Consider the following 24,985-nt stretch of genomic DNA (forward strand, 5'->3'; position numbering starts at 1 on the left):
TAAATTTTCTAAAACCTTAAGAAATCAAACTAAGTTTAGGATATATTTTATCTTTTTATATCAAATTTGACCGAAACGGCGATACTTTGCTTATTTGATAAGGAATTTCAATATATAAACTCTATCAAAAAACAGTTAAATTTGAAAAAACTAAGCTAAAATTTTAATCAAAAATTTATAAAATTTGTTATATTATCGTCGCGAAAATAAAAGGGATAAAATATATCCTAATTGATAAAGGTCAAGCGTGAGAGTATATCTAGACAACAATGCCACGACGATGGTCGATCCCGAAGCTTTCGAGCTTATGAAGCCGTTTTTTTGCGAGAAATACGGCAATCCAAACTCGCTTCATAGATTCGGCTCAGAGACACACCCTGCGCTTCGCCGCGCGATGGATCAGCTCTATGCCGGCATAAACGCGAGCGACAACGACGACATCGTGGTCACGGGCTGCGCCACCGAGAGCAACAACTGGGTGGCTAAGGGCGTATTTTTCGATCATATATTAAATAAAGAGAAAGATCACGTCATCATTAGCGCAGTCGAGCATCCGGCTATCTCGGCAACTTTTGAGTTTCTCAAAAAGTACGGCGTACGCGTGAGCTACGTACCCGTAAACGAAAACGGCCTGCTCGATCCAAACGACCTAAGAAAGCTCATCGACGACAAGACCGCGCTCGTTAGCATCATGTGGGCAAATAACGAAACGGGCACCATTTTCCCGATCAAAGAGTGCGCGGAGATCGCTCACGAGCACGGCGCGCTATTTCACACCGACGCGACGCAAACCGTCGGCAAGATCAAGATAAACGTGCGCGATATGGGCGTGGATTTTATGAGCTTTTCGGCGCATAAATTTCATGGACCAAAAGGCGTGGGCGGCCTATATATCAAAGACTCGCAAAAGCTAACGAGCCTGCTTCACGGCGGCGAACATATGGGCGGCAGACGCAGCGGGACGCTCGATGTCGCGGGCATCGTCGGCATGGCGCAAGCGCTGGAAAACAGCAACAAGCTAATCGAGTTTGAAAATCTGCACGTTAGACGCCTGCGCGACAAGCTCGAGGACGCGCTGCTAGAGCTACCCGACGTCTCGGTCGTGGGAGAGCGCGCCCACAGGCTGCCAAACACCATCCTAGCCGCCATAAAAGGCGTCGAGGGCGAGGCTATGCTGTGGGATCTAAATCAGGCCGGTATCGCGGCGTCTACGGGTTCGGCGTGCGCGTCTGAGACGCTAGAGAGCAACCCGATAATGGAAGCCATCGGAGCTAGCAGCGATCTGGCGCATACGGCGCTAAGGCTGTCGCTGTCGAGGTTTAATACCGAAGAAGAGATCGACTACGCGATAGAGCATATCAAAAAGGCGGTGGTGAGGCTGAGAAGTATATCAAGCACGTACGCCTACAACCCTAACGGCAAGTAACGGCTCTTCTCGCAAGCGTCTTTAACGGAGCTAGAAATTTTCTCCCTCGATGAACTATATGTTCTATCTTCGGTCGAAAATTTCTTCGCAACCCTTAAATCCGTCTCGCGATACTTTGCCTTGTCTCTCTGCGGCCAAATTTGAGATTAAATTTGATTGAAATTTGAGCTTTGAAAGCCCAAATTTGAGTTAAATAAAAAGTGTAAGCTGAAGTATTTTGAGATGATTTTTGGGGTTGCGCAGGTAAAATTTAGCGTGGGCTGGACAGATGGTCCGCCGAGCTAAATTTTAGCAAGCTCCGCAAAAAGAGCTCAAAAGACGAAGCGCAAAAAAGGAATAAAATGGCAAAAAATAATCTAATAGGCGGTTCGATTTGGGACGAATACTCCCAAAACGTCCAAGACCGCATGAACAATCCCAAATTTATGGGCGAGATCACCGAGGACGAGGCTAAAGCAAGAGGCGGTAAGCTCATCGTGGCGGACTTTGGCGCGGAGAGCTGCGGCGACGCAGTGAGGCTGTATTGGCTCGTGGACGAGAAAACCGACCGCATTATGGATGCTAAATTTAAAAGCTTTGGCTGCGGCACGGCGGTGGCTAGCTCAGATACAATGGCCGAGCTTTGCGTCGGCAAGACCGTGGATGAAGCGGTCAAAATCACCAACATCGACGTGGAAAAAGCCATGCGCGATACGCCAGACGTCCCAGCCGTTCCGCCGCAAAAGATGCACTGCTCGGTTATGGCCTACGACGTCATCAAGGCCGCCGCAGCGCAGTACAAGGGCGTGGATCCGGAGCATTTCGAGGACGAGATCATCGTGTGCGAGTGCGCGCGCGTGAGCCTAGGCACGATCAAGGAGGTCATCCGCCTAAACGACCTACACACGGTCGAGGAGATCACGCAATACACCAAAGCAGGCGCCTTTTGCAAATCCTGCGTGCGCCCGGGCGGACACGAAAAGCGCGAGTATTATCTCGTGGATATCCTCGCAGACACCAGAGCCGAGATGGAGCAGGAGAAAAAGCAAGCCGTTATCGACGCGCAGGTTTCTGGCAAATTTGACAACGTGAGCTTTGAGAGCATGACCGTCGTTGGCCAGCTAAAGGCCATCGAGAGCGTCATCGACAGAGATATCCGCCCGATGCTGATGATGGACGGCGGTAACATGGAGATCCTCGATCTGCAAAAAGACGCCGAGGGTAAATTTGACGTCTATATCAGATATATTGGCGCTTGCAGCGGCTGCGCAAGCGGCGCGACGGGCACGCTATACGCGATCGAAAACGTATTGCAAGAAAACCTCAGTCCAAATATCCGCGTCCTACCTATCTGATCTGCTTTACACGGCAAATTTGATGCGGCTTAGGGCTCAAATTTGATTAAATTAGGGCGGTTAATTTAGCCGCCCTACTCTATTTTCACTCAAATTTACCCCAAAATCCACCTACCCCAAATTCAAAATTGCGAAATTAAATTTTTCTACTTCATTTATCAAAATACCTAAAATTCCGATAATCGTTAATGTATGCGTTTTTAGTGATAAAGTTAGATTTTTGCATATTTGTTTTTTAAGTTTTATAAAAGTTTAAGTTGTTAATATTCGTCCAGATTTTAATACAAAATCAAATTTAATCACAAAGGAAAACGCAATGTTTAGCGCAAGAAATCAACTACAAGCTCAAATCACGGAGGTAAGAGAGGGAGCGGTAAACTCTCTAATCGTAGCAAAATTGCAAGGCGGAGAGACCGTAAAAGCAACCGTAACAGTAGATAGCCAAAAGGCTCTAGATCTAGTAGCAGGTAAAAAGGTAGTTTATCTATTTAAAGCTTCTTCTATCATAGTAGCTAAAGGCGAGAACGGTCTAAAGCTAAGCGCTACTAACCAACTAAAAGGTAAAGTAGTAAAAGTAGTAGAGGGTGCGGTAAACGCTGAAGTAGATATCGAGATAGCAGGCGGCGATAAGCTAAGCGCTATCATCACTAACGAATCTGCTAAAAACCTAGCTCTAAAAGCGGGCGATGAAGTAACTGCTATCATCAAAGCTAGCCATATTATTATAGGTGCTTAATTCTTTTAAATAGCGAGCGGTTTATGGCCGCTCGCTAAAGCAATTTGCCTTCACTTAAATTTAATCCCGCAATTTATATCGCTTAACTAAAAAAACCAAATCTTAAAGGCCAATTTTAGGTGGTTTTATCGTGTACAAATTTAGCACTAAACCGTCTCCCAAAATCTCGGTTTCGTTTTGGTCGCGTCCTGATTTTTCTCTCGTAAAATTTGCAAAAACTCTTTAAAATTCGACGTAAAAATCGAAACGGCGGGCGCGAATTTATATTCGGTCGAGCCGTCTTGCTCAAACTCGTCCGCAAAACAAATCCGCCAAATTCTAGTGCTATTGATCCGCGTTTTCGTGCCCTCAAGCGCTAAAATTTGCTCAAATTTATACCTCGCCGCAAGCTCCTGTCCTCTAAAAACGTAGACGTAGTTTTGATCAAACCAAAGGCTCTCGTATGAGATGAAAAACCTCTCCAACCAAAGCAAAAACGGCCGCACGGAAAGCCTTTTTATCGCACCCCCTTCGCCGATTTCGTTTACGGCGGCGAGTTGGCGTCGGCTAAGTTTGCTAGGATTGCGCCAAAATATCGTCCAAGCAATCCCGCCAAAAAGCAAAACGTTAAAAGTTATGATTAAAATTTCAGTTATTTTTAAAATTTGAGCCCTTTCAAAAATGCAAATTTAGTCCCCCGTCGCTTGCGGCCGAGCTTAAGCCGCATTTTTGACACCGTTAAATTTAGCGCCTTTAAATTTGAGTTCGCCGCAAAATCTCTTGCCGAATTTCGTCTCAACTATGAGAACAAGGACAAAAAATATCTTTTCGTCGTTTAAAAAAGCGATTTGGCGCAAAGTTTGATCGGCACCGTTAAATTTGACGCCGTTTTCGCGCAAGGTGCGGCAAAACTCGGTCTCGTCAAAGCCTAGTTTTTGCGAGATCTCAGCGATCGTATAGGGCTCTAGCGAGGCGATGATGCGGTCCATGTTGCACATGCTCGGGTTTTTGCGGCGAGTGACGACGTCTATAAATTCGTTTGCGAGCTTGATGAGCTTTTTCTTGCGATTTATCACGTGCAAAACGGCTGCAAGCGCAACCAAAAAGCCCGCAAATTTATGCGCGCTCATCCAAAATTCGCCGTACTCTCCGAGCGCGAAATTTGCCCCCGAAAACGCGAGCAAACAAAGTCCTAAAATCAGCATGCAAACCAGGCAAAATTTATAAACGATCTCAAATTTGAGCATAAAATCTCCTAAAATATATTTTTGAAATTATACATTTTTTAATATAAGGCATATTTTAAGGACAAATTTAGTCCTTTTATTGATATACATCATTTTTGCGCAAATTTATTTTGGATAAACTTTGTCCGAATTTTTCAAAAGGAGACAAAGTATGCGTGAATACAAGAAGTATTGGTGGGCGCTGGTGGCTGTCGTTACCATCGCTTTCGGGATACTGGGCTATTACGGCGTAGAGGTTTACCGCGAAGCGCCGCCCGTGGTGAGTTTTGCCGATAAAAACGGCAAAATCATAATCGAGCAAGAGCAAATTTACAAAGGCCAGGAAGCCTGGCAAAGCATCGGCGGTATGCAGGTGGGCTCGGTGTGGGGACACGGAGCGTATCAGGCGCCCGACTGGACGGCTGATTGGCTACATAAAGAGCTGGTCGCGTTTATGGATATCAAGGCCGCTCAGCTTTACGGAGCTAAATTTGACGCTCTAAGCGCCGAACAGCAAGCCAACATCAAGGCCCTAACAAAGAGCGAATACCGCACGAATACGCTAAAAAATGGCGTTATAACGATCAGCGACGAGAGGATCGCCGCGGCAAAGGTAGTGCGTGACGAGTATAGCGGGCTTTTCGGTAACGATCCGAAATACCAAAAGCTACGCGAAAACTACGCGATGAAAAACAACACGTTAGCCAAAGAGGAAAACCGCGAGCAGCTAAATGATTTCTTCTTCTGGGCGACCTGGGCTACGGCGACAAATCGCCCAAATAGCGAGGCTACATACACAAACAACTGGCCGCACGAGCCGCTAATCGACAACGTGCCGACGCAAGAAAACGTATTTTGGACGATTATTAGCGTTACGATTTTGGTTGCGGGCGTTGGTCTTTTAGTTTGGTTTTCAAATTTCTACGGAGAAAAAGATCACGAAAGGCTCGCTCCTATCGACGCCGATCCGCTCTCAAGGCTAAATTTGACTCCGTCTCAAAAGGCGCTTGGCAAATACCTTTTCGTAGCGCTCGCGCTTTTTGTTTTCCAGATCATGATAGGCGGCTTTGTGGCGCACTACACGGTCGAGGGGCAGGAGTTTTACGGTATAAATTTATCCGAGCACATCCCTTACTCTTTGGCGCGCACATGGCACATACAGGCGAGCATTTTTTGGATCGCGACGGGCTTTTTGGCGGCGGGGCTTTTCCTAGCGCCTATCATCAACGGCGGCAAGGATCCTAAATTTCAAAAACTAGGCGTGGATCTGCTATTTTACGCGCTACTTTTCCTAGTCGTGGGTAGCTTTGTGGGCGAATACATGGCGATAGCGGGCAAGATGGATACTAGCCTAAGCTTTTGGCTGGGACACCAAGGATACGAGTATATCGAGCTTGGCAGGGTTTGGCAGCTTATTTTGTTTGTCGGTCTTGTTATCTGGATGGCGCTCGTGCTTCGCGGATTTGTCGGCGGATTTAAGGCTGACGGCGATAAAAACCTGCTAGCTATATTTACGGCTTCTGCTATCGCGGTGGGACTTTTCTACGGCGCTGGGCTATTTTACGGACAAAGAAGCCCGCTACCGGTGATGGAATACTGGCGCTGGTGGGTCGTTCACCTTTGGGTCGAGGGCTTTTTCGAGGTATTTGCGACCGCTTCGCTTGCGTTCGTGTTTGCATCTTTGGGTCTAGTGGGTAAAAAATTTGCGACCTATTCGACTCTAGCGAGCGCTAGCTTGTTTTTGATCGGCGGCATCCCTGGCACCTTCCACCACCTTTATTTTGCGGGAACGACCACTCCGATCATGGCGGTGGGTGCTAGCTTTTCCGCGCTTGAGGTCGTGCCTTTGGTGCTTCTTGGAGCGGAGGCCTTTCATCAGTATTCGCTTCAGTTCGCGCAAAGCTGGGCGAAAAATCTCAAATGGCCGCTTTACTGCTTTATCGCGGTGGCGTTTTGGAATATGCTAGGAGCCGGCGTGTTTGGCTTCCTTATCAACCCGCCGCTATTTTTGTTCTACATCCAGGGTCTAAATACTACTTCGGTGCACGGACACGCGGCGCTTTTCGGCGTTTACGGATTTTTAGCGCTAGGTTTTGTTTGGCTCGTGGCGCTTTACCTTTTCAAAGGGCAAGAATTTAACGACAAGCTGATGAAAGTAGGCTTTTGGTCGCTAAATGCGGGTCTAATGCTGATGATTTTAGCGTCGTTGCTTCCGATCGGTCTTTATCAGGCCGTCGCCGCGATAGACGTAGGCATGTGGTACGCTAGAAGCGCGGAGTTTTTACAGATGGATCACTTGCAAAATTTACGCTGGCTAAGGATGATCGGCGATACGATCTTCATCATCGGCGGCGTTTGCTTCTTTATCCAGATTCTTAAATTTATCGCGGGAAGCTGCGGCTGCAAGGCTAAAGCCTAACCCATCTAAGCCCCTGCTTTAGGGGCTTAGCTTCTTCTAAACTTCTATCTTGTACAATTCGCCCCAAAAGGACGAAAATGCAAAAATTCAAAAAATACTTTCAAATTTCCATCATTACCTTTCTGTTTGCCCTGCACGCCTTAGCGTTTGCGGCGATAAACTACGCTTTTCCGCACTACGACGAGGTGATCATCACGGGCGGCGAGGTCAAGCGCATGGACAAAGACGGCTTTATCGACGCGCAAAATCCCGCCGACGGCCCGACGCGCGACGTGTATTTTATCTACACGCGGGAGTTAAACGGCACGAAGGTGATGCCGTATCGCAACGAGGATACGGGCTGGGGCTTGCCGCTTTATTTTAAATTTAACTCCGCCGACGTCCAAGCTGCCGCACAGAGTCTAGTGGGCGAAGGCAGGGCGCAGATCAAATACTACGGCTGGCGCATCGCGATGTTTGATATGTTTAGAAACGCTGTTTCGGTAAAAAAGCTAAAAGATGGCGAAACGCGCGCAAATCCTATTTTTAGCTATATATTTTACGCTTTGACGGCGATTTCGTTTGCGGTTTGCGCCGTTTTTGTTAGAAGGAAATTTAAAGGCGAGCCAAGCTCAAATTTATAATCCAAGCTAAATTTGAGCGGCTTTTCGTCGCCTCGCTCAAATTTGACTCGGCGAGGGCGGCAAATTTGACGTAAAATTTGAAGCCAAAGGATATGCGTGAGCGAGCTATACATCTTTATCTCCGAGCTTTGTGCTTTGATAAACGAAAATTTGAAAAAGAATTTTTATTTTCAAGCGGGATTGTTTTTGGCTATAGTTTTGCTCGGATTTTTGGCGGTCTGGATGCAGGATTAGTCAAATTTGAACGGACAAATTTGACTAGGACGAGCTAAATTTAACGGCGCAAAGCCCGTGCGTTTTTACTCCTCAATATTGCTCGGCGAAGTCGGCTTGCCTAGCAAAAATCCCTGTGCGTATTTTATGCCGAATTTTTTTATTTCTGCGAGAATTTCTTCTGAGCTCACAAACTCCGCCACGACGTTGTAGCCCTGTCTTCCGGCAAAGTCGATGATGGTTTGCAGTAGATACCTAGCGTTTTTGTCGTACGGGAGCTTTTTGATGATCGAGCCGTCGATCTTGATCGTGTCGATATCAAGCTCCAAGATACGGTAATAGTTCGAATAGCCGCTACCGAAATCATCGATCGAAATTTTGCAGTCGTAGGCGCGGATCCTGTTGATAAAATCATTTACGATCTTATAATCATCAACGCCTTCGCTCTCTAGTATCTCAAAATACATGTGCTCGGGCTTTGAGCAGACGCGTAGCTTTTTCTCGATGAGCTCTCTTATGCTCTCGTTTGCGATGTCGCTACTGGAAAGATTCATCGAAAAGCTCGTGTTCGTAAATTTCTCTACGAGCCTAAATACGTGCTCGACGACTTTTTTAGTTATCTCGTTGTAAAGCGAAATTTTCTTTGCTATATCCAAAAACTCGCCCGGATATAGGATTTTGCCGCTTTCATCGATGATACGCACGAGGACTTCGTAGTATTTGACCCCGGCCTCTTCGCCCGATACGTCGTAAATAGGCTGGCACTCGACGATCACGGTATCGTTATATATGGCGTTTTCGATGGTGCGCGACATGATTTGGTTGTGATAGTACTGCTGCTCTATGTGGCTATTTTCGGTGTAAAACTGTACTATTTCGCCTTTTTGCTTAGCTTCGTGGTGAGCTAGCATGGCTTGGGTTAAACGGTTTGTTTGCGGAGTGTCTTGAGGCAAGCTAACGCCGATGGTTATTTTGATATTCGGGATAAATTCTCTAGCGCCCTCGACCGTGATATAGAGGCTATTTGCCTTAAAATAATCCATAAATTTACGCACGGCCCACTCTGTATCGTCGCCGCCGTACCATATGCAAAACTCGTCAAACTGCACTCTGTAAATGTCCGCGTCCATCTTATAGGTATCGATACAAAGCTGAAGCGTCTCGGCAAATGATGCGATGATGGCATCCACGGTCTTGGTCTTGTAAAAAAACCGAAAATCCATGAAGTTGTTGATGTTTATATAGATTAACATACCGCCGGCGCCCAGCTCCGTTCTTTGCGTTAGAGCGAAATAACTACCCATCCCCGTTAGCTTGTCTTTTAACGCCTCGTTTTGCAGCTCTTTGTTTTTATTTTCGAGCTCTTTGGTCATCGCGAGCTCTTTGGTTTTGTCGTATTTGATCGACATATAGCCGTCTTTGTCGCCGCTTTCGTTAAAAAGCGGAGAGAAAATAACCTGCTCATGGATGAGCGCGCCGCTTTTTGTTTTGCTCACTAGCTCATCGGCTCGCCAAATTTGATTGGATTCTATAGTTTTTAGCATATCTTGATAGAATTCATGCGGATGATAGTGGGATTTGATGATATTTATATTTTTGCCTTTGAGCTCTTCAAATTTGTATCCGAAATTTCGCTCAAAAATCTTATTTACGTATTTTACTTTTCTGTCCAGGTCGGTAAAGGTTATTGCGTTAAAGCTATTATCGACGGCTTGCTCGAAGCGAGTTAGAAGCCTGATGTGCTTCTTTGCCCTAACGTAAGAGATATAGACGAACAGCGACGCAAGCGCAAATAGTATGAACACCAGCACCATCGTACCGCGCAAATTTGACGTGACTTTTTGTATATAGCGCTCGTTGCTTTCTTTTAGACCAGATAGTTTTTTGTAAATTCCGAGCGACATTATCTCGTGATAAAGCTCCTGCGCCTGCTCGTAGTAGCCAAGCAGCCTTTGCGTACCCGCTAAAAATCCGGCGTCGTTTTTAGTTAACTTTGAATCTTTTAAATACTCGTTTAAAAGCTTTCTAGGCGCTTTTAGATCGGCATCTAAGTCGTATCTAAATATCAAAATTTGCGGCATCAACTCTTTAAAATAAAATCCGTCCAAAGCCTCAAATTTTAAAATCATCTCGCTATAAACGAGCTTTGCCATTGCGGTTACGGAGTTAAATTTATCCGTTAGCTCGACTCTTTTTTCAACCGCCTCTTCCAGCTCGGTAAATATTTTTTTGTTTAACGCGAGTTTTTCAAAGGAGATTAGATTGCTCGAATCAAGCTTTTTTAGACCCTTTTTAAACTCCGCCGTATAGCGCATGATCGCGTCGTAGTCGGCCTCCAAAAAACTTTTTTCGAGTAGGAAATTCGCCTCGTCGTTAGCATCCATTACGCTTTCTATCGTGCCTTTCCACTCATAGGCGGTTACTAGGTCTTTGGTAGCCTTATAGGTCATCACGGTACCGAAAAATACGATACAAACGATAGTAAAAAATAAAATTTTATGAAAGATTATCTTGTGTCTCATTTTAAAATTTCCGGTTTTTCGCCGCTTAAAGTCAGCAAAAATTTATAAAGCGCATCCGTCTGCTCGTCGCTTAGATCGTAGTTTAAAAGCATTTTACCGACGGCTTTAATCGTGTCTTTTAGGTCCATGACCTCGCCGCTATAAAAGTACGGCGCTGTTTTTTCGATGTTGCGCAGGCTAGGCACTTTGTAGCGGCCGGTTTTGTTGCCGTCTGCGTGAAATCTTAGCTCGTAGTAGAGGTTTGCGCCCATATTTGCGCCGCTATGACAGTTTATGCAACCGATTTTTTTAAATAGCTCAAATCCACGCTTCTCCTCATCGTCAAAAACGCTCTCGTCGCCGCTGATAAATTTGTCGAATTTGGCGTTTGGTGTGACGAGGGCTTTTTCAAAATTTACCAGCGTGTCGACGATGTTGTCAAAACTCACCCCGTTTTTGTAAAGCTCTTCAAATTTTTTCTTGTAAACGGAGTTTTGATTTATCTTCTGGATTAAAAATTTCGGCTCGCTGGCAAGCTCATTTTTACTCGTTAGACTCTGTCTGACCTGCCCCGCTAGATCCTTAACCTCGCCGTTTTTAAAAAATATAAAATTTAGCGCCGAATTTAGCGCGGTAGGCGGGCTGATCTGCTCGTCGGCGGAGATTTTTACGTTTTTTTTGCTTGTACCGCTTAAGTCCCAGTAAAGGTTGTGACATCTCTCGCAAGATAGCGTGCCGCTCGGACTTATCGATGCGTCGAAAAACAGCTCCTTGCCTAGTCTGGCTTTTTGTTCGTCAAATTTCGGCTGGACGACCGGAGATAAAACGTGCGAAGCGGCGAAAGCTTGAACGCAAAAAAAGCATAAAACGCACGAAAATATCTGCAAAAACGCTCGCGGCAACTAAAATCCTTTTTAAATTTTAAATAAATATCGCGATTATATCTTAAAAAACTAAAAGCTTCATTGAAGAGACGATTTTTTCCGTCACGAAGCCGCTCTGCGCGATGCTTTCTAGCCGCGATTTGACCGCGTTTTCCTCGTGTGCGAAATTTGCTATCTCTAAATGCCAAAGCGCGTTTTGCGTCATCTCTTCAAGCGTGCGTTTTTGCTCGCGAGACTCCTCGAGCACGCAGGAGTTAAAAGCGATATTTTCGCGGCGCAAGTACTCTTCGAAAAAATTTGCCTTTTCTTTAAAGCATCGCCTCTCGGATCCTTCGTAAAAAAGCTCCAAAACGCTTGAATTTCGCGGTTTGTTCCACCAAAGATAGACCCTTTTTTCGCCCAAATTTATAAATTTACTAAAATCCTCCTCGTCTGCGATCGCGGGACTCATCGTGCTAAAAGCCACGTCGTAAACGCGGTTTGGATTAAAGTTTTTAAAATCGCTTTGAACGGCGGTTAAATTTGAAATATTAAATTTCGCAGCGTCTTCTAGCATAACTTTTAGCATCTCGCCTGAGATATCCGTGCCGGTTATCTCGCGGCAAATTTGCGCTAAATGCAGCGTATGCACGCCCGTGCCGCAGCCGATATCTACGACGCTTTTACCGTCAAATTTGACGCCAAACTCGGCGATCTTAGCGTAAAGCCCTCTCTGAAAAACGCTAGGCTCGCCCGTAAATCTCGTATAGCTCGCCGCCTTTTTGTCCCACATCTCTTTCATTTTGTTTGCCTTTAAATTTTTGCTACAATTTTAGCGTTTTTAGGAGCGAAAATGAAAATTTTTTACTACGAATTTACCGTGGGCGAGGACGCCATAGACGTGAATCATCACGCAAACAACGCTCACTACGTCATCTGGATGCAAGAAGCAGCCAATGCACACTCAAACGCCGTGGGTGACCTCATCGAGACAAATCTCGCGCAAAACCGCACATGGATGGTGCGCAGGCACGAGATAGACTATCTGGGGCAGCTATTTTTGGGCGATAAGGTGCGCGTGAAAACCTGGACGCAGCCCGAAAAAAGAAGCTGCTCAAAGCGTTTTTACGAGTTTAGCAAAGACGGCGTACCGGTCGCTAGCGCGGTGACGACTTATGTGTTTTTCGACCTCGCGCGCGGTCGTCCGATCGCGATACCGCCGGAGATCGCAAAGCTTTACGAGGATTAATTGTAAATCGCCCGCGCCAAATTTGAGTTTTAAATTTGACGCGGCAACCGCTTTAAATTTAGCAGACCGCGTTTTTATAAATTTGCGACGAAATTTGTTCGCTAAGCCGTTTTTTAAATTTAATGTCGGTAAGCAAATTTGGGTTCGGAATTTATCGTCAAATTTAAGCGCAAATTTTAAAAGCAGTCGTCGCAAACGCCCTTAACCACGACGCTTTTTACATGATTTTGTTTTAGGCGCGGCATGTCAATATTAGTCATCTTGTGGCAGACGTCGCAGACGAAATACGCCTTTGCTCCGCTTTCAAGTTCGTAGAAATTTTTGCGGTTATTTTCGCTTTTTAGCACGATTCCCTTAGCCTCAAAAAGGTCCATACAGCGGTAAAATGTGGTTTTGTTTGCTTCTATTTGGGCTAAAATTTCATCATAGCTAAGCGGTGCGGCGGCGGCGCGTAAGATGTGTAAAATCTCCAGTCTAAGCGGAGTGATTTTGATATCATTTTTCGTTAAAAGCTCCTCAAAACCGGCTTTTTCTTCCAAATTTTCGCCCATATTTTTCCTCCGCGTTAAGAATTTTAGGGTATTATACCTTGAGAAAAATTAATTTGCAACTAAGTTGCTTTTGATATAATTTCGCCCAAATTTTAACACGGAAAGGATAAAAATGAGAAAAATTTTCGCGTTTTTATGTTTGGGCTTAGTCGCGCTCTACGCCAAAGGGCAAGTTAGCGTCAGTATTTTACCGCAGCAGTATTTCGTCAAGCAAATCGCGGGCGACGCGGTCGAGGTAAACGTGATGGCGGGCAAAGGAGCCGATCCGCACACGTACGAACCAAAACCAAAACAAATGACCGCGCTTGAAAAAAGCGATCTTTATTTTGCTATCGGGATAGAGTTTGAGGAGGCTTGGCTACCGAAATTTCAAAAATCATATCCAAATCTCAAAATCGTAAAAACCGACGCGGGCGTGGAAAAGATCAAATTTGAAGGCCATCACGAACACGGCGAACACGATCATCACCATGACGCCAAACACGAGCACGCAGACCACGATGCCAGCCACGAGCATAAGCACGAACACGCCGGTCACGATCACCACGATCACGAGCATCACCACGGCGAATTTGACCCGCATATCTGGCTAGATCCCGTTTTGGTAAAAATCCAAGCTAAAAATATCGCCGCCGCGCTAATCGAAGAATATCCCGAGAACAAGGCGCTTTTTGAGGCGAATTTGGCCAAATTTGAAGCCAAGCTTGACGAGCTTGACGGCTTTATCAAAAGCACTCTAGCAAACGTCAAAAACCGCGAATTTATCGTATATCACCCATCTTGGGGCTACTTTGCTAAGCGCTACGATCTAGAGCAAATCGCGATCGAAGTAGAGGGCAAGGAGCCAAAACCCGCCCAACTAAAAGAGCTCATCGAGGAAGCCAAAGAGCACGGCGTGAAGGTCATTTTCGTCGCTCCGCAGTTTTCTAAAAAAGCCGCGCAAACCGTCGCCAAAGAAAGCGGCGCTAGCGTCGTAGAGATCGATCAACTGCCGCTTGATTGGGACGCCGAGCTACGCAAAACGGCGCAAATTTTCGCAAAGAGCCTATAAATGAAATTTGGACGCATACTCGCCGTTTTAGCGCTTCTTGCGTCCTTTTTTAGCTTTGCGCATGCCTGTGCGCTCTGCGCGCTTTACACTCCGACCGCGCATGCCGACATTAAATTTAACCTGCAAGGCGAAACGATCAAAACGGCCACCGTGACCTGGACGTTTTCTGAAAATTTCACCGCCCTCACCCTACAAAGCTACGACGAAAACGCCGACAAAGCACTTAGCAAAAACGAAGCGTGGAAGGTGCAAAAATCCCTACTCGACTACATCGTGCCGCGCGGCTATCTAACTAGCGTAGGCTACTACGACGGCGCGGGCGAGACCGTAAATTTGCATACCAAAACGCTCTCGCAGCGGGTCTATCTGGAGGGCGGCAGGCTAAATTTCGAGTATATTTTAGAGCTAAATTTAGCGGTCAAAGACGGCCGCGTCGTCACGGTCGAGGTTTTTGACCACGAGGGATTTTTTAACTTTAAAATAAACTCGCCAGACCCCTACACTCTCACCGATAAAATTTATCTCGTGCCAAACGTAAATTTGCATGCGGCGTTTTTTGAAATGACCTCAAAAGCGCCTAAAATAGAACCCGCAAAGCCCAAGCTAAGCTCGCTCGTTAAGTCGCAAAATAAGCAAAATTTAGAGCAAATCGACGCTGAGGATAAAGCCAAATTTGACTCGGTTTCTAGCATGAGCCTACAGTTTTTGGAGCGCCTAAAAGAGCTCATCAAGATAAATAGCGCCGAACTAAACGCGCTAAATTTCGCCTTGCTGGCCGCTGTTAGCTTCTTTTACGGCTTTTTGCACGCAGCAGGTCCCGGGCATGCTAAGATGCTAACGGCTAGCTACTTCGTCGCAAACGGCGGCAGCTATTCGCGCGCGCTGGTTTTTGCGATGAAGGTCGGGTTCGCGCACGTGGCGGGAGCGTTTTTGCTCGTGCTTTTTAGCTATGTTTTTTTAAATGCGTTTTTGACGAACAAGGTTAGCGACATGGCGGGCGTGATGACGAAAATCTCGGCTGTAACGATCGTTTGCGTGAGCCTTTATATGATCTACGCTAAGATTAAAAAAACGGCTCTAAAGACAAAATTTAACTTTGCCGCCGCGCCTGTCTCGGGCGAAAAGGGTGCAAACCGGGCGAGTAAAGTTTTTGGCTCAAATTTAGCTTTTGCTTCAAATTTGAACGCAAATTCCGTTAAATTTAGTTCCGCCGCTCACGAGAGCGAGTGCGGCTGCGCGGCCTGTAGGGCCTCTAACGAGGCGCCAAAAACAGCTAGCGAGTGGCTCGTGGTGCTAGCAGGATCGCTCGTACCGTGTCCTGGTACGCTGCTGGTTTTCGTGCTGGCATTTAGCCTAAACAGCTACGCGGCCGGGCTTGCTAGCGGCCTGTTTATGGGGCTTGGCATGGGCGCGGTGATATTTCTGGCGGCTGTTTGCGGCTTTAAGCTAAAGGGTGCGGTGAGATTTCGCGCACTGCGGACTTGCTGCGAGTTTGCCGCGCTTTTTGTGATGCTCGGGCTTGGCGTTTTTATGTTTTATATTTCGGGTAAGGTGAGCGTTTTATGAGCGACATTTTGGTGCGAAATTTGAGCTTCGGTTACGATGAAAACCTCGTGTTTGAGGGCATAAATTTAGAATACGACTGCAAGGATTTTCTAGCCATCATAGGCCCAAACGGCGGCGGTAAAAGCACGCTTTTAAAGCTGATGTTAGGGCTAAACAAGCCAAGCGGCGGGACGATCGAGGTGTTCGGTCAGGAGCCTGCTAGCGTGAGCAAGGCCGTGGGCTATGTCCCGCAAAACATCCCGATAAATCAAAGCTTCCCGATGCACGTGCTCGAGGTCGTTTTGATGGGGCGGATAGATAAAAAGCTGTTTGGATTCTACGGCAAGGACGACAAGATAGAGGCCGAGGCGGCGCTGGAGCGCGTCGGGATGGGCGAATTTACGAGGCGAAAGATCGGCGAGCTAAGCGGCGGACAACGCCAACGCGTCTATATCGCACGCGCGCTTTGCGCGAAGGCTAAAATTTTGATGCTAGACGAACCCACCGCCAGTATCGATACGAAAGGCCAAGCGGACGTTTATAAGCTGCTAAAACAGATCAACGCTGAAGGAACGGGCGTCGTGCTCATCAGCCACGACGTAAATTTGACGCTAAATTTCGCCACCAAGGTCGCCTACGTCAATCACGATCTTTTCATGCACGAGATCTCGCACGGCTCAAAGCAGGATTTTATCGAGCATTTGGCGAGAGATCATAGGCATTTTTGCGATGTGGAGGTGGCGTTGAAAGAATGCGGCTGCGGAAAACATTAAATTTGGACGGCGGCTTGTCTTTTGAGCGTCTTTGAATGAGTTTGCAAAAATATCGCTGCGGCAACCTGTTTGGTTAGCCTTGCTCATTTTTTGCTTCACAACATTCAAATCCATCTCAAAATACTGCGCCTTAACTTTCTGCGTTCAAACTTGAGCCGCCAAAACCCGCGCCTCAAAAATGTTAAACTAAAAAACATTTGGCACAACAGCGCCAGATAAAACTGCGCATAGCGCAGCAACCTCTCACGTGCAGTGGGGTAGGTGGGGGTTTGGGGGCGGAAGGGGCGACGCTTCGTAAGTAGAAACCCCTTCCGCCACCCAAGAAAAAGAGAAAGGCGGATACAAAGGGGAGCTCTTTTGCTTCAGCTACGCTTCGCAACTACAAAGCAGAGCGTAATTCAAGCCCCCCTTAACAAGAAAGATTAAATTTAGTGCACAACGCTAATTTAACCAAACCAAATTTAGCACCTTAAAGGTGCGGGTCTCGGCGAGCAACGCCAAAAACGCCGAAAAAAGTAAAAAAAGGAAACAAATGCTAGAAGCTCTTAGCTTAAATTTCATGCAAAACGCCCTGCTAGCGGGCATCCTCGTTAGCATCGCTTGCGGCGTGATCGGCACGCTCACGGTCATAAACCGTATGGTTTTCATCGCGGGCGGCATCGCTCATGGCGCATACGGAGGGCTTGGCATCGCGTTTTATTTTTCGCTCGAACCGCTGCTGGGCGCGAGTCTGTTTTCGCTGTTTTTGGCGCTGCTCATCGCTACGATCACGCTCAAAGACAAAAGCAAGATGGACTCCGTTATCGGCGCGCTGTGGGCGTTTGGCATGGCGTTTGGTATCATCCTCACCGACCTGGCGCCAGGCTACAACGTCGATCTCATAAGCTATCTTTTCGGCTCGATTTTGGCCGTGCCGCAGGGCGATCTTGTTTTCATGGCAGTCGCAAACTGCGTCATACTCGTGTCCGTCGCGCTATTTTACCGGCAGTTTGAGGCGCTTAGCTTTGACGCGGAGTTTGCGAGGCTGCGCGGGGTGAAGACGACGCTGCTGTACTACGCGCTAACGTGCATGATGGCGCTAAGCGTCGTGATGACGATACGCGCGGTCGGGCTCATACTGGTTATCGCGCTACTCACGATCCCGCCCTACATCGCGGGCGCGATATCAAGCCGCCTGGGTACGATGATGCTAAACGCCGCGCTCATCTCGGCCGCGTTTTGCGTGAGCGGGCTGTGGCTGAGCTTTGAGGCGAATTTAACCAGCGGCGCGAGCATCATCCTCATCGCTTCGGTTTGTTTTTTTGTATTTACCGCAGTAAAAATGCGGTAAATTCGGCGTTTTTGGTTAAATTTTAGGTCAAATTTGCGAGAACAATTTATAGTCGTTGACATATGACACAGGCAAATTGACCCCGAAAAGCCGAATCAGATAAATTCCTTCTCCAAAGGCTGCATCGCGTTGCCGTCTGCGTCAAAAAGCACCCGCCCGCACACCTCGCAAACCTCATCTCTAAGAGAGGGCTCGTCCACGTCCAGCTGCCACGCGGACATCTCGCCGCACTCGCAGTTTATGACGTAAAGGATCTGCCTTTTGCGGCGCTTGCCCCACGGCGCGATATCCCAAAATAGCTCCTCGCGCTTGCCTAGCTTTTTAAAATCTTTCTCGGCGTCCTTATGCGCGACGATCAGATAATAAGCGTCGCTATGAAGATCCAAAGTAAAGAGCCTAAAATCGCTCTTCTTCAGCGCCTTTTGAAGCTCGTTCATCAAAAATAGGCTCGCATCGCCGCGCTCGAAACCCTCTTTTTTCGCTTCTTTTTCGAGCCTTGCGTAAATTTTATCGCACTCTAGTGACACGCCGCTTTGCAGCGCATCAAGCCTAGAGCTGATAAATTTGCCCACATCGCCCGTCTCGTCCTCGCCGGCCCAGTCAAGTATCCAAATAAGCCCTTTTCCGATAAGCGCGTTCAAGAACTCGTTATCGTCCATATCGCCTGTCTTGTCAAAACCGCCCGTCTCGCCCGCCGTCAAATGCTTTAGGACGCAGCACTGATCTTTCGTCATTTTCGCTCCTTTGATTAGATTCGTCAAATTTAGCCGCCCTTACGAGCCGGCTTCCCGCGATCTTTTGTTTTTATAGTAGCTGCCGACTTCGCTAACGACGATGCCAAAGAGTATGAGTCCGGCTCCTGCTATCTGCACGCCGCTTAGTATCTCGCCGCCGACGAAATACCCCACTATCCCCGCGCTCACGGGCTCAAAGGTAAATATAAGCGAGGTTTTAACGGGCGTCGTGTAGCGCTGCGCCGCGGTTTGTACGAAAAACGCCAAAACCGTCGCAAACACCGACGTCACAGCGACCGCGACGAAAAACGCCTCGTCTAAAACGGGCACGACGCCGCGAGGCTCAAAAATCTGGGCCGCAACAAAACAAAGCACCGCGACGGCCGCAAACTGCGCGCTCACCATCCAGTACAGCTCGCACCTTCGCACCAAAACGCCCGTGAAAATGATATGCAGCGCAAAGCCTAGCGCGCAAACGACGCTAAGCCCCTCGCCGACGCCAAAACCCAGCTCGCTGCCCGTTAGCAAATAAAGCCCCGCCGCCGACAAAAACGCGCCGATAAAGGCGTAAACGACGACCTTTTGCCCGAAAAACGCAAGCGCGATAAAGGGCGTAAAAACCGCGTTTAGTCCCGTGATAAAGGCGACGGTAGAGCTTGGGGCGTATTTTAGGGCAAAGGTCTGAAGCGTAAATGCCGCGAACAAAAGCGCGCCTAAAAATGCGCCGAATCTTAGCGAATTTGGATCGATCTTACGCGTAAATTTGAGGCTTATGAGCGCCATCAACGCAGCCGCGATCAAAAATCGCCAAAACAAAAGCGTAAAAACGCCGTTTGTCTTTAGCGTCTGCGCCATCGGCAAAAACGTCACGCCCCAGACCACCGCGATCACGAACAGCGCGAAGTCGGCCTTAAATTCGGTTGATTTTCTCATCTGATTTCTTTAGCTAAATTTAAGGGGCAAATTTAACGCAATTTGACTAAATTCGGGCTTTATCGCGCCAAATTAAAAGTCGCCGCCGCCTTGCTATCGAGCGAAACGGCGATAAATTTAAAGCTAAATTTAAGAGGCGATTTTAAAAGATTTCCATCAAAATCGCCGCGAGAGTAAATTTAGAGGCAGTTTTATAAATTTGATTTTACGGCGAGGTTTTGCCTTGAGCGAAACGGCAAGCAAAACCCGCCAAATTTTAAGCCAAATTTTCCTTTTTAGCACGCAAGTAGCTGCCTATCTCGCTAATCAAAACTCCGACCAAGATAAGCGCCGCGCCGCAAAGCCTATACGCGCTGATGTCCTCGGCGCCGATGAAATACCCCATCGCTCCTGCGGTTACTGGCTCTAGCGTGAAAAATATCGCCGTTTTAACCGGCGTGGTAAATTTTTGCATAAGCGCCTGCGCGAAAAACGCAAACGCCGTGCCCAGCACGCCCACGACCAGCATCGCTATGATAAACGCCTTGTCCACGACGGGCGCGATTTTAGCGTCCTCAAAAACCAAAATAGCTACAAAACAAAGCGCGATCAGGGTTAAAATTTCAAAATAGACCATATTTACGAGGTCGCATTTTTGCACTAGGCGGTTCGTTAGCACGATATGAAACGAATAAGCGCAGGCGCAAACCAGAGCCAAAATTTCGCCCAGCCCAAAGCCCACCTTCGTATCGCCTATCATATAAAGTCCCGCCACCGCAAACGCCACGCCCACGTAGGCGTAAGAGTAAATTTTATGCCTAAAAAGTCCCGCCGCGATAAAAGGCACCAAAGCCACGTTTAGCCCGATGATAAAGGCTACGGACGAGGTGTCGGCGTACTTAAACGCGAAAGTCTGACTAACAAATCCCGCGAACAAAAACAGACCCAAAATCACGCCGGGTTTTATATCGGACGCGCTTATGTATTTTAGCTTTTTATAAAATATCGCTCCGGCTATGATCGCCGCTAGCAAAAATCTCCAAAACAAAACGCCGAAAACTCCGTTAGTCGCAAGCGCGAGCGAGGTAGGCAGATAGCCTAGACCAAAGACTATCGCAACAAATATCATGCCTACGTCGGCGCGAAATTCCAAACTATTTTTCACCGTTTTCCCTTGCGATTTTACTTAAAAATTCCCTGCAGGATCTTCGTGCCCTGCTCGACCGCACCGCCTCGTAGCGAGCTTTCTTTCTCACTCATCACGTTAAAGAGCCCGTCTAGCGTCTTACGCGTGATGTAGTCGCTTAGATCCTCGTTTTCTTGAGGGATATATTCGCCCGCACCCATGCTAGTAGCGAGGCCTTTTAGCTGTTTTGCGGTGTCGGATTTTGCCAGCGCGCTACCCGCGACGAACGAATTTAGCCCGTTATAGGCGGTTGCGAAGGTATTATCGCTCATCATTTTGGTAATGATCGGCTTAAACACGGCTTGCAGCTTCTGGCTCGAGTTTTGTTGTAAAAACTTCGTAAAGCTATCCTTGCCGCCTTGTAGCACCTTTTTCACGTCCGCGTCGCTCATGTTTTTTATCACGCCCGAAAATACGTCCGCAGCTCCCGGCACGGCTGCACTCGCGGCGTTATTTATCGAGGTTACTAGCTCGTTCGCCCACTTTTCGCCGCCTACTTTTTTAGCCAAATTTGCAGCCGTTTCCAGGCTCTTTGGCAGCGGGATTTTAGCCGCGGCGTTGTTTAGAAATCCCCCGTTTGATAGCTCCTTAACGGCCGCGTTTAGAGCTGCACTAACCGCGCTTTTGTAGTCGCCCGAGTTTGCCGCGCCAAGTATCTGCGCGCCTTGATTTAGCGTTTCTTTATTTAGCGCATCCTGCCAGCCAGCTTGCGCCGAAGCGGCGAGTAAAACCGCGCATAAGATCAAACTTTTTTTCATCGTTTTTTCCTTAAAGTAAAATTCGGCGGTTATGATATTAAAACTCGGCTTTTAAACGGGTAAATTTTGTCCTTTTTAGGGCGAATTTACCTGCATCTTTACGGCGCGGAGGGCGATTTAGGGCGCCAAATTTAGCCGTAAATTTGAGCAAGATTATCCGCAAGAAGTAAATTTTAAGCTAAAATTAGCCTTTTTGAAAGGATAAAATGGAGCTTTTACTTCTCTCTATCGCGCTTGCCATGGACGCGGCGGCGCTTAGCATCGCAAACGGCGCAAAATACCGCAATCTCGCGCTATCAAAGATTTTATTTATCGCGTTTGTTTTTGGATTTTTTCAGGCTGCGATGCCTCTTGCGGGCTACTTTTTGGGCGCGGCGTTTGCGAGATTTATCGCGCAGATCGATCATTTCATCGCATTTGCGATTTTGGGTTTTTTGGGCGTAAAAATGATCCGCGAAGCCTGTAGAAACGAACCCGCGCAGGCCGTGAGCCTTGATACGAAGATGCTACTTTCGGGCGGATTTGCCACCAGTATCGACGCGCTAGCCGTCGGCGTGACGCTGAGCTTTACGGCTACTGATATCTGGTTTAGCGCCGCCGTGATCGGGATAGTTTGCTTCGCGCTTAGCGTCGCTGCGTTTTACGTCGGTAAATTTGCCGGAGAGTTTTTGGAGCAAAAGGCGTTAATCTTAGGCGGCGCGATCCTCATCGCGCTTGGTTTTAAAATCCTAATCACGCACCTTTTTGATCACGGGTTTTTGAGTCAAATTTAATGCAATGCGCAGAATTTGAGGCTTAAATTTTACGTGTTACGCACGCCTTACGCTCAAATTTATAAATCAAGCCTTGCACCAAAGCCAAATTTAACCCCAGTTTTGCTCGCAGTAAAAAGCGTAAATTTAGCTCAAATTTGACTTGTGCCGCTAAAAAATAAATTTAAATAAGCCCCTCCAAATCGATCTCGATGCCAACGGGGCAGTGATCGGAGCCCGCGATATCGCTTAAGATAAACGCGTCTTTTAGGCGGTCTTTGAGGCTTGATGAAATGAAAAAATAATCGATCCTCCAGCCGACGTTTTTGGCGCGGGCGTTAAAGCGGTAGCTCCACCACGAATACGCGTCCGCCTCGTCGCCGCGAACGTGCCGAAAGGTGTCGATAAAACCGCGCGAGACGACCTCGTCCAGCCACGCTCGCTCGATGGGCAAAAAGCCCGAGGTTTTGGCGTTTGCTTTTGGGTTTTTTAGGTCGATCTCGCGGTGAGCGGTGTTTACGTCGCCGCAAAATATCACGTCTCTGCCCTGCTTTACGAGCTCCTCGATGTAAGCTAGAAATTTAGCGTAAAAATCCATCTTGTAGGCTAGGCGCGCGTCGTCTTTTTGGCCGTTTGGAAAGTAGATGTTAAAAAGTACGACGTTGCCGAATCTATGCTCCAAAACCCGCCCCTCGTCGTCGTCAAAAAACGCCGCTTTTTGCGTAGCACAGCTAAATTTAGCCAGACTCATCACGCCGGAATACCCCGCTCTGGCTGCTGAATTTACGCTAATTTCGTTAAATCCGAGCTTGTAAATCTCGGCGGGCACGTCGCTCTCGCGCACCTTGATCTCCTGAAGGCCTAAAAAATCGGGTCTATGCTGCTCTAGCCAAGCAAAGCCGTCTTTAGCGGCGACGGCGCGCAGCCCGTTTACGTTCCAGCTGATTAACTTCAAATTTTATCCTTTGTTAAATTTGGCGTATTGTATCGCAAGAGCCGTAAAATAAGCTAAAATTTAGTAAAATTAGGATCATTTTAAGGAATAAAAAATGAAAAAAGTCATCGTTTTATCGCTTGCGCTTGCCGCGTTTTTGGGCGCCAAAGAGATAAAAAGCGCAAACATTTTTCTCTCGGACGCAAAGTCGATTACGGAGCTGGGGGCGTTTTTAAAGGCAAACAAGGACGAGATCGTGAAGCTAAATTTGAGCTACTGCGCCAATAAAAACAGTTTAGAAGCGCTCGCAAAAGAAGCGCCGAATCGCGAAGACGGGCAATACGGGAACTATATATCGGAAACCTATAAACTAGCAGGCGGCGCCCGCATCGAATACAGCGGCCAAAACTACGACTCTAACGACTTTGACGGCGGTACGAACGCAGGCGTAAAATCGGGCGACCTAACGATGGTCTACAAGGCAAAGGACGGCCGCGAAAAGTTTTTGCTTTTGCAAGCGCTTAGCTCGCAAGAGGGCGAAAAATACAAATGGGAATACCTCTGGGACGAAACGGCTAAATGCGCCGGCGGCGAAGTGCGGCTGGAGGGGGCGTTTTATGTCGCGGACGGCAAGTATCCAAATGGCGCCGATCTTGGAGACGATGGGGATTACGCTATTTTCTCGCTCGATCCCGTCGCGAAAAAATACTTTAAACTGCTAGAATACAAGTAAATTTAGCGCGATGACGGAGCTAGAGAGGGAGATTTTCGGCCAAATTTTGGGCGAGAAAAAGATGGAGATCATCTTGTTTTTAGCCCAAAATGCGGACGAAAACGGCTTCATAACCGTTAAAATTTCAGATATCTGCGAGCAGACGGACGCCAGCAAGCCCACCGTCACGCAGACAATAAAACTGCTTGAAAATCGCAAAATTTTCGAACGAGTGAAAAACGGGATTTATAGATTTAAAAACTTAAAGGAACTAGAGAAAAAATGAGGAAAATTTGGATACTAATCGCCGCAGTCGTGCTCGTAAACGCCGCTATAGACGAGGTCGGGCTAAATGCCTGCATAAACAAAGGCGACGCCGCAAGCTGCGAAAAAACGCTCGCCGCGCTAGAAAAAAGCTGCTCGGGCGGCGACGCGCTGGCGTGTTACTTTGCCGCAGAGTTTTACGCTAAAGGGCTAACGGGCTACAAGGACGGCGCAAAAGCCTTTGCGATCTACAAAGACGCCTGCGCCGCAGGGAGCGTGGAGAGCTGCTACGAAGAGTCGGTGTTTTACCTAAGGGGCGACGTCGCAGAGCAGAGCTTCGAACTATCGGGCGAGCGACTCAAAAAGGCCTGCGAGCTTGGCTCCAAACGCGCGTGCAACATACTTGAACTGGCGAAGTGAGGCTGTTTTTAGTCGTATAAAGACGGATTTTGCGCATGACGGATACGCTGGCGCGATGTTAATTTTAGATTCGCGCAGGATTTTAGATTATTTCTGGGCACTGAATTTGAATAATTTGCTACAAAACTTCACTCAAATTTTACAAAGCTGCTTGCAATAAATTAGACGCCTTGTTTCTGGTTATAAATTTGAGAAATTTACGGGTTTTGCTATTTTTACAAAACTCGATTTCGAGCGCCGAATTTGGATTTATTTTGACGGATGGTTTTTGTTTTACGTATTGACGGCGTGACGGACTGGAAATTTAATAAATTTTAGTCGGATAAATTTGAAAAATTTACGTATCAACAGTGACTAAAAATTTATCGGTTTACATACTTCAACTTAGTTTTTATTTGATATTTTTAACGCTAAATTTTAAAAAGCAGATCCGAATTTGCAACTATTTTTTAGAGATTTTACCTAAAGCGCAAAGATAAGTCGTTCTCAAATTT

The 24,985-nt window shown here is 47.2% G+C and carries 26 protein-coding genes; 15 read left to right on the plus strand and 11 right to left on the minus strand.

Going from position 1 to position 24,985, the window contains the following annotated elements:
- Positions 1-247: 247 nt before the first annotated feature.
- The 3 genes from E4V70_RS05550 to E4V70_RS05560 all read left to right on the plus strand — a co-directional run bounded on the left by E4V70_RS05550 (position 248) and on the right by E4V70_RS05560 (position 3,496).
- The gene (locus E4V70_RS05550) at positions 248-1,426 is read left to right on the plus strand and encodes a NifS family cysteine desulfurase (protein ID WP_122863343.1); all 1,179 of its coding nucleotides are present in this window, start codon (positions 248-250) and stop codon (positions 1,424-1,426) included.
- 341 nt (positions 1,427-1,767) lie between these two features.
- Complete coding sequence (locus tag E4V70_RS05555; RefSeq protein WP_122863342.1) at positions 1,768-2,760, plus strand: iron-sulfur cluster assembly scaffold protein; 993 nt, start codon at positions 1,768-1,770, stop codon at positions 2,758-2,760.
- Positions 2,761-3,076: 316 nt separating this feature from the next.
- The gene (locus tag E4V70_RS05560) at positions 3,077-3,496 is read left to right on the plus strand and encodes a TOBE domain-containing protein (protein WP_122861804.1); all 420 of its coding nucleotides are present in this window, start codon (positions 3,077-3,079) and stop codon (positions 3,494-3,496) included.
- Positions 3,497-3,642: 146 nt separating this feature from the next.
- Here E4V70_RS05560 and E4V70_RS05565 read toward each other — a convergent pair whose 3' ends face one another.
- Entirely contained in the window at positions 3,643-3,981 is a 339-nt protein-coding gene (locus tag E4V70_RS05565) for a hypothetical protein (RefSeq protein WP_122863107.1), read from the minus strand.
- Positions 3,982-4,191: 210 nt separating this feature from the next.
- Positions 4,192-4,722, minus strand: a complete 531-nt coding sequence (locus E4V70_RS05570) for a chemotaxis protein (RefSeq protein ID WP_122861803.1) — start codon at positions 4,720-4,722, stop codon at positions 4,192-4,194.
- A 151-nt stretch (positions 4,723-4,873) separates the two neighbouring features.
- Between E4V70_RS05570 and E4V70_RS05575 the strand changes: the two genes are divergently transcribed.
- The 3 genes from E4V70_RS05575 to E4V70_RS10740 all read left to right on the plus strand — a co-directional run bounded on the left by E4V70_RS05575 (position 4,874) and on the right by E4V70_RS10740 (position 7,977).
- The gene (locus E4V70_RS05575) at positions 4,874-7,120 is read left to right on the plus strand and encodes a nitric-oxide reductase large subunit (RefSeq protein WP_122861802.1); all 2,247 of its coding nucleotides are present in this window, start codon (positions 4,874-4,876) and stop codon (positions 7,118-7,120) included.
- A gap of 77 nt (positions 7,121-7,197) precedes the next feature.
- A complete protein-coding gene (locus E4V70_RS05580; RefSeq protein ID WP_122861801.1) occupies positions 7,198-7,743 on the plus strand; it encodes a DUF1523 family protein in 546 nt (181 codons plus the stop codon).
- A 96-nt stretch (positions 7,744-7,839) separates the two neighbouring features.
- The gene (locus E4V70_RS10740; RefSeq protein WP_163026433.1) at positions 7,840-7,977 is read left to right on the plus strand and encodes a hypothetical protein; all 138 of its coding nucleotides are present in this window, start codon (positions 7,840-7,842) and stop codon (positions 7,975-7,977) included.
- 65 nt (positions 7,978-8,042) lie between these two features.
- Here the strand turns inward: E4V70_RS10740 and E4V70_RS05585 are convergent, their stop codons facing one another.
- Genes E4V70_RS05585 through E4V70_RS05595 form a run of 3 tightly spaced genes read right to left on the minus strand, consistent with a single transcriptional unit; the run spans position 8,043 to position 12,122 of the window.
- Complete coding sequence (locus E4V70_RS05585; protein WP_122861800.1) at positions 8,043-10,478, minus strand: EAL domain-containing protein; 2,436 nt, start codon at positions 10,476-10,478, stop codon at positions 8,043-8,045.
- Entirely contained in the window at positions 10,475-11,359 is an 885-nt protein-coding gene (locus tag E4V70_RS05590; RefSeq protein ID WP_122861799.1) for a cytochrome-c peroxidase, read from the minus strand. The genes E4V70_RS05585 and E4V70_RS05590 overlap by 4 nt, the downstream gene beginning before the upstream one ends.
- A gap of 43 nt (positions 11,360-11,402) precedes the next feature.
- Entirely contained in the window at positions 11,403-12,122 is a 720-nt protein-coding gene (locus E4V70_RS05595) for a class I SAM-dependent methyltransferase (protein WP_122861798.1), read from the minus strand.
- Between the two features lie 51 nt (positions 12,123-12,173).
- On the opposite strand from E4V70_RS05595, the gene E4V70_RS05600 reads away from it, so the two are divergent.
- Positions 12,174-12,569: an acyl-CoA thioesterase gene (locus E4V70_RS05600; RefSeq protein ID WP_122861797.1), complete on the plus strand. Its 396-nt coding sequence runs from the start codon at positions 12,174-12,176 to the stop codon at positions 12,567-12,569.
- A 176-nt stretch (positions 12,570-12,745) separates the two neighbouring features.
- Here E4V70_RS05600 and E4V70_RS05605 read toward each other — a convergent pair whose 3' ends face one another.
- Complete coding sequence (locus tag E4V70_RS05605; protein ID WP_122861796.1) at positions 12,746-13,120, minus strand: Fur family transcriptional regulator; 375 nt, start codon at positions 13,118-13,120, stop codon at positions 12,746-12,748.
- A gap of 112 nt (positions 13,121-13,232) precedes the next feature.
- On the opposite strand from E4V70_RS05605, the gene E4V70_RS05610 reads away from it, so the two are divergent.
- From E4V70_RS05610 to E4V70_RS05625, 4 genes are all read left to right on the plus strand, one after another.
- Positions 13,233-14,171, plus strand: coding sequence for a metal ABC transporter solute-binding protein, Zn/Mn family (locus tag E4V70_RS05610; protein WP_122861795.1), 939 nt, complete (start codon positions 13,233-13,235; stop codon positions 14,169-14,171).
- On the plus strand, positions 14,172-15,737 hold the full coding sequence (locus E4V70_RS05615; RefSeq protein WP_122861794.1) for a HoxN/HupN/NixA family nickel/cobalt transporter: 1,566 nt from the start codon (positions 14,172-14,174) through the stop codon (positions 15,735-15,737).
- Complete coding sequence (locus E4V70_RS05620; RefSeq protein WP_122861793.1) at positions 15,734-16,489, plus strand: metal ABC transporter ATP-binding protein; 756 nt, start codon at positions 15,734-15,736, stop codon at positions 16,487-16,489. The genes E4V70_RS05615 and E4V70_RS05620 overlap by 4 nt, the downstream gene beginning before the upstream one ends.
- 475 nt (positions 16,490-16,964) lie before the next feature.
- On the plus strand, positions 16,965-17,819 hold the full coding sequence (locus E4V70_RS05625; protein WP_331869370.1) for a metal ABC transporter permease: 855 nt from the start codon (positions 16,965-16,967) through the stop codon (positions 17,817-17,819).
- A 95-nt stretch (positions 17,820-17,914) separates the two neighbouring features.
- On the opposite strand, the gene E4V70_RS05630 is transcribed toward E4V70_RS05625, so the two are convergent.
- From E4V70_RS05630 to E4V70_RS05645, 4 genes are all read right to left on the minus strand, one after another.
- Positions 17,915-18,553 (minus strand): DUF6630 family protein, encoded by a 639-nt coding sequence (locus E4V70_RS05630; protein ID WP_122861791.1) that lies wholly within the window; start codon positions 18,551-18,553, stop codon positions 17,915-17,917.
- Positions 18,554-18,592: 39 nt separating this feature from the next.
- On the minus strand, positions 18,593-19,486 hold the full coding sequence (locus E4V70_RS05635) for a DMT family transporter (RefSeq protein WP_122861790.1): 894 nt from the start codon (positions 19,484-19,486) through the stop codon (positions 18,593-18,595).
- 256 nt (positions 19,487-19,742) lie between these two features.
- A complete protein-coding gene (locus tag E4V70_RS05640; protein ID WP_122861789.1) occupies positions 19,743-20,630 on the minus strand; it encodes a DMT family transporter in 888 nt (295 codons plus the stop codon).
- Positions 20,631-20,647: 17 nt separating this feature from the next.
- Complete coding sequence (locus E4V70_RS05645; RefSeq protein WP_122861788.1) at positions 20,648-21,409, minus strand: DUF4197 domain-containing protein; 762 nt, start codon at positions 21,407-21,409, stop codon at positions 20,648-20,650.
- Positions 21,410-21,615: 206 nt separating this feature from the next.
- Between E4V70_RS05645 and E4V70_RS05650 the strand changes: the two genes are divergently transcribed.
- Positions 21,616-22,182, plus strand: a complete 567-nt coding sequence (locus tag E4V70_RS05650; protein WP_122861787.1) for a manganese efflux pump MntP — start codon at positions 21,616-21,618, stop codon at positions 22,180-22,182.
- A 163-nt stretch (positions 22,183-22,345) separates the two neighbouring features.
- Here the strand turns inward: E4V70_RS05650 and E4V70_RS05655 are convergent, their stop codons facing one another.
- Positions 22,346-23,116 (minus strand): exodeoxyribonuclease III, encoded by a 771-nt coding sequence (locus E4V70_RS05655; protein ID WP_122861786.1) that lies wholly within the window; start codon positions 23,114-23,116, stop codon positions 22,346-22,348.
- 94 nt (positions 23,117-23,210) lie between these two features.
- On the opposite strand from E4V70_RS05655, the gene E4V70_RS05660 reads away from it, so the two are divergent.
- Genes E4V70_RS05660 through E4V70_RS05670 form a run of 3 tightly spaced genes read left to right on the plus strand, consistent with a single transcriptional unit; the run spans position 23,211 to position 24,491 of the window.
- Positions 23,211-23,828 (plus strand): hypothetical protein, encoded by a 618-nt coding sequence (locus E4V70_RS05660; protein ID WP_122861785.1) that lies wholly within the window; start codon positions 23,211-23,213, stop codon positions 23,826-23,828.
- A 10-nt stretch (positions 23,829-23,838) separates the two neighbouring features.
- Positions 23,839-24,093 (plus strand): MarR family transcriptional regulator, encoded by a 255-nt coding sequence (locus E4V70_RS05665; protein WP_122861784.1) that lies wholly within the window; start codon positions 23,839-23,841, stop codon positions 24,091-24,093.
- Positions 24,090-24,491, plus strand: coding sequence for a tetratricopeptide repeat protein (locus E4V70_RS05670; RefSeq protein WP_122861783.1), 402 nt, complete (start codon positions 24,090-24,092; stop codon positions 24,489-24,491). Before E4V70_RS05665 ends, E4V70_RS05670 begins: the two co-directional genes overlap by 4 nt.
- Positions 24,492-24,985 lie beyond the last annotated feature (494 nt).

Source organism: Campylobacter showae (assembly GCF_900699785.1).
Lineage (GTDB): Bacteria > Campylobacterota > Campylobacteria > Campylobacterales > Campylobacteraceae > Campylobacter_A > Campylobacter_A showae_D.

Bases quoted from the DNA above. Each gene is read 5' to 3' on its own strand.
- E4V70_RS05555 (WP_122863342.1), top strand. From the start codon at position 1,768: ATGGCAAAAAATAATCTAATAGGCGGTTCGATTTGGGACGAATACTCC.
- E4V70_RS05560 (WP_122861804.1), top strand. From the start codon at position 3,077: ATGTTTAGCGCAAGAAATCAACTACAAGCTCAAATCACGGAGGTAAGA.
- E4V70_RS05570 (WP_122861803.1), bottom strand. From the start codon at position 4,722: ATGCTCAAATTTGAGATCGTTTATAAATTTTGCCTGGTTTGCATGCTG.
- E4V70_RS05575 (WP_122861802.1), top strand. From the start codon at position 4,874: ATGCGTGAATACAAGAAGTATTGGTGGGCGCTGGTGGCTGTCGTTACC.
- E4V70_RS05580 (WP_122861801.1), top strand. From the start codon at position 7,198: ATGCAAAAATTCAAAAAATACTTTCAAATTTCCATCATTACCTTTCTG.
- E4V70_RS05585 (WP_122861800.1), bottom strand. From the start codon at position 10,478: ATGAGACACAAGATAATCTTTCATAAAATTTTATTTTTTACTATCGTT.
- E4V70_RS05595 (WP_122861798.1), bottom strand. From the start codon at position 12,122: ATGAAAGAGATGTGGGACAAAAAGGCGGCGAGCTATACGAGATTTACG.
- E4V70_RS05600 (WP_122861797.1), top strand. From the start codon at position 12,174: ATGAAAATTTTTTACTACGAATTTACCGTGGGCGAGGACGCCATAGAC.
- E4V70_RS05605 (WP_122861796.1), bottom strand. From the start codon at position 13,120: ATGGGCGAAAATTTGGAAGAAAAAGCCGGTTTTGAGGAGCTTTTAACG.
- E4V70_RS05610 (WP_122861795.1), top strand. From the start codon at position 13,233: ATGAGAAAAATTTTCGCGTTTTTATGTTTGGGCTTAGTCGCGCTCTAC.
- E4V70_RS05615 (WP_122861794.1), top strand. From the start codon at position 14,172: ATGAAATTTGGACGCATACTCGCCGTTTTAGCGCTTCTTGCGTCCTTT.
- E4V70_RS05620 (WP_122861793.1), top strand. From the start codon at position 15,734: ATGAGCGACATTTTGGTGCGAAATTTGAGCTTCGGTTACGATGAAAAC.
- E4V70_RS05630 (WP_122861791.1), bottom strand. From the start codon at position 18,553: ATGACGAAAGATCAGTGCTGCGTCCTAAAGCATTTGACGGCGGGCGAG.
- E4V70_RS05635 (WP_122861790.1), bottom strand. From the start codon at position 19,486: ATGAGAAAATCAACCGAATTTAAGGCCGACTTCGCGCTGTTCGTGATC.
- E4V70_RS05645 (WP_122861788.1), bottom strand. From the start codon at position 21,409: ATGAAAAAAAGTTTGATCTTATGCGCGGTTTTACTCGCCGCTTCGGCG.
- E4V70_RS05650 (WP_122861787.1), top strand. From the start codon at position 21,616: ATGGAGCTTTTACTTCTCTCTATCGCGCTTGCCATGGACGCGGCGGCG.
- E4V70_RS05660 (WP_122861785.1), top strand. From the start codon at position 23,211: ATGAAAAAAGTCATCGTTTTATCGCTTGCGCTTGCCGCGTTTTTGGGC.
- E4V70_RS05665 (WP_122861784.1), top strand. From the start codon at position 23,839: ATGACGGAGCTAGAGAGGGAGATTTTCGGCCAAATTTTGGGCGAGAAA.
- E4V70_RS05670 (WP_122861783.1), top strand. From the start codon at position 24,090: ATGAGGAAAATTTGGATACTAATCGCCGCAGTCGTGCTCGTAAACGCC.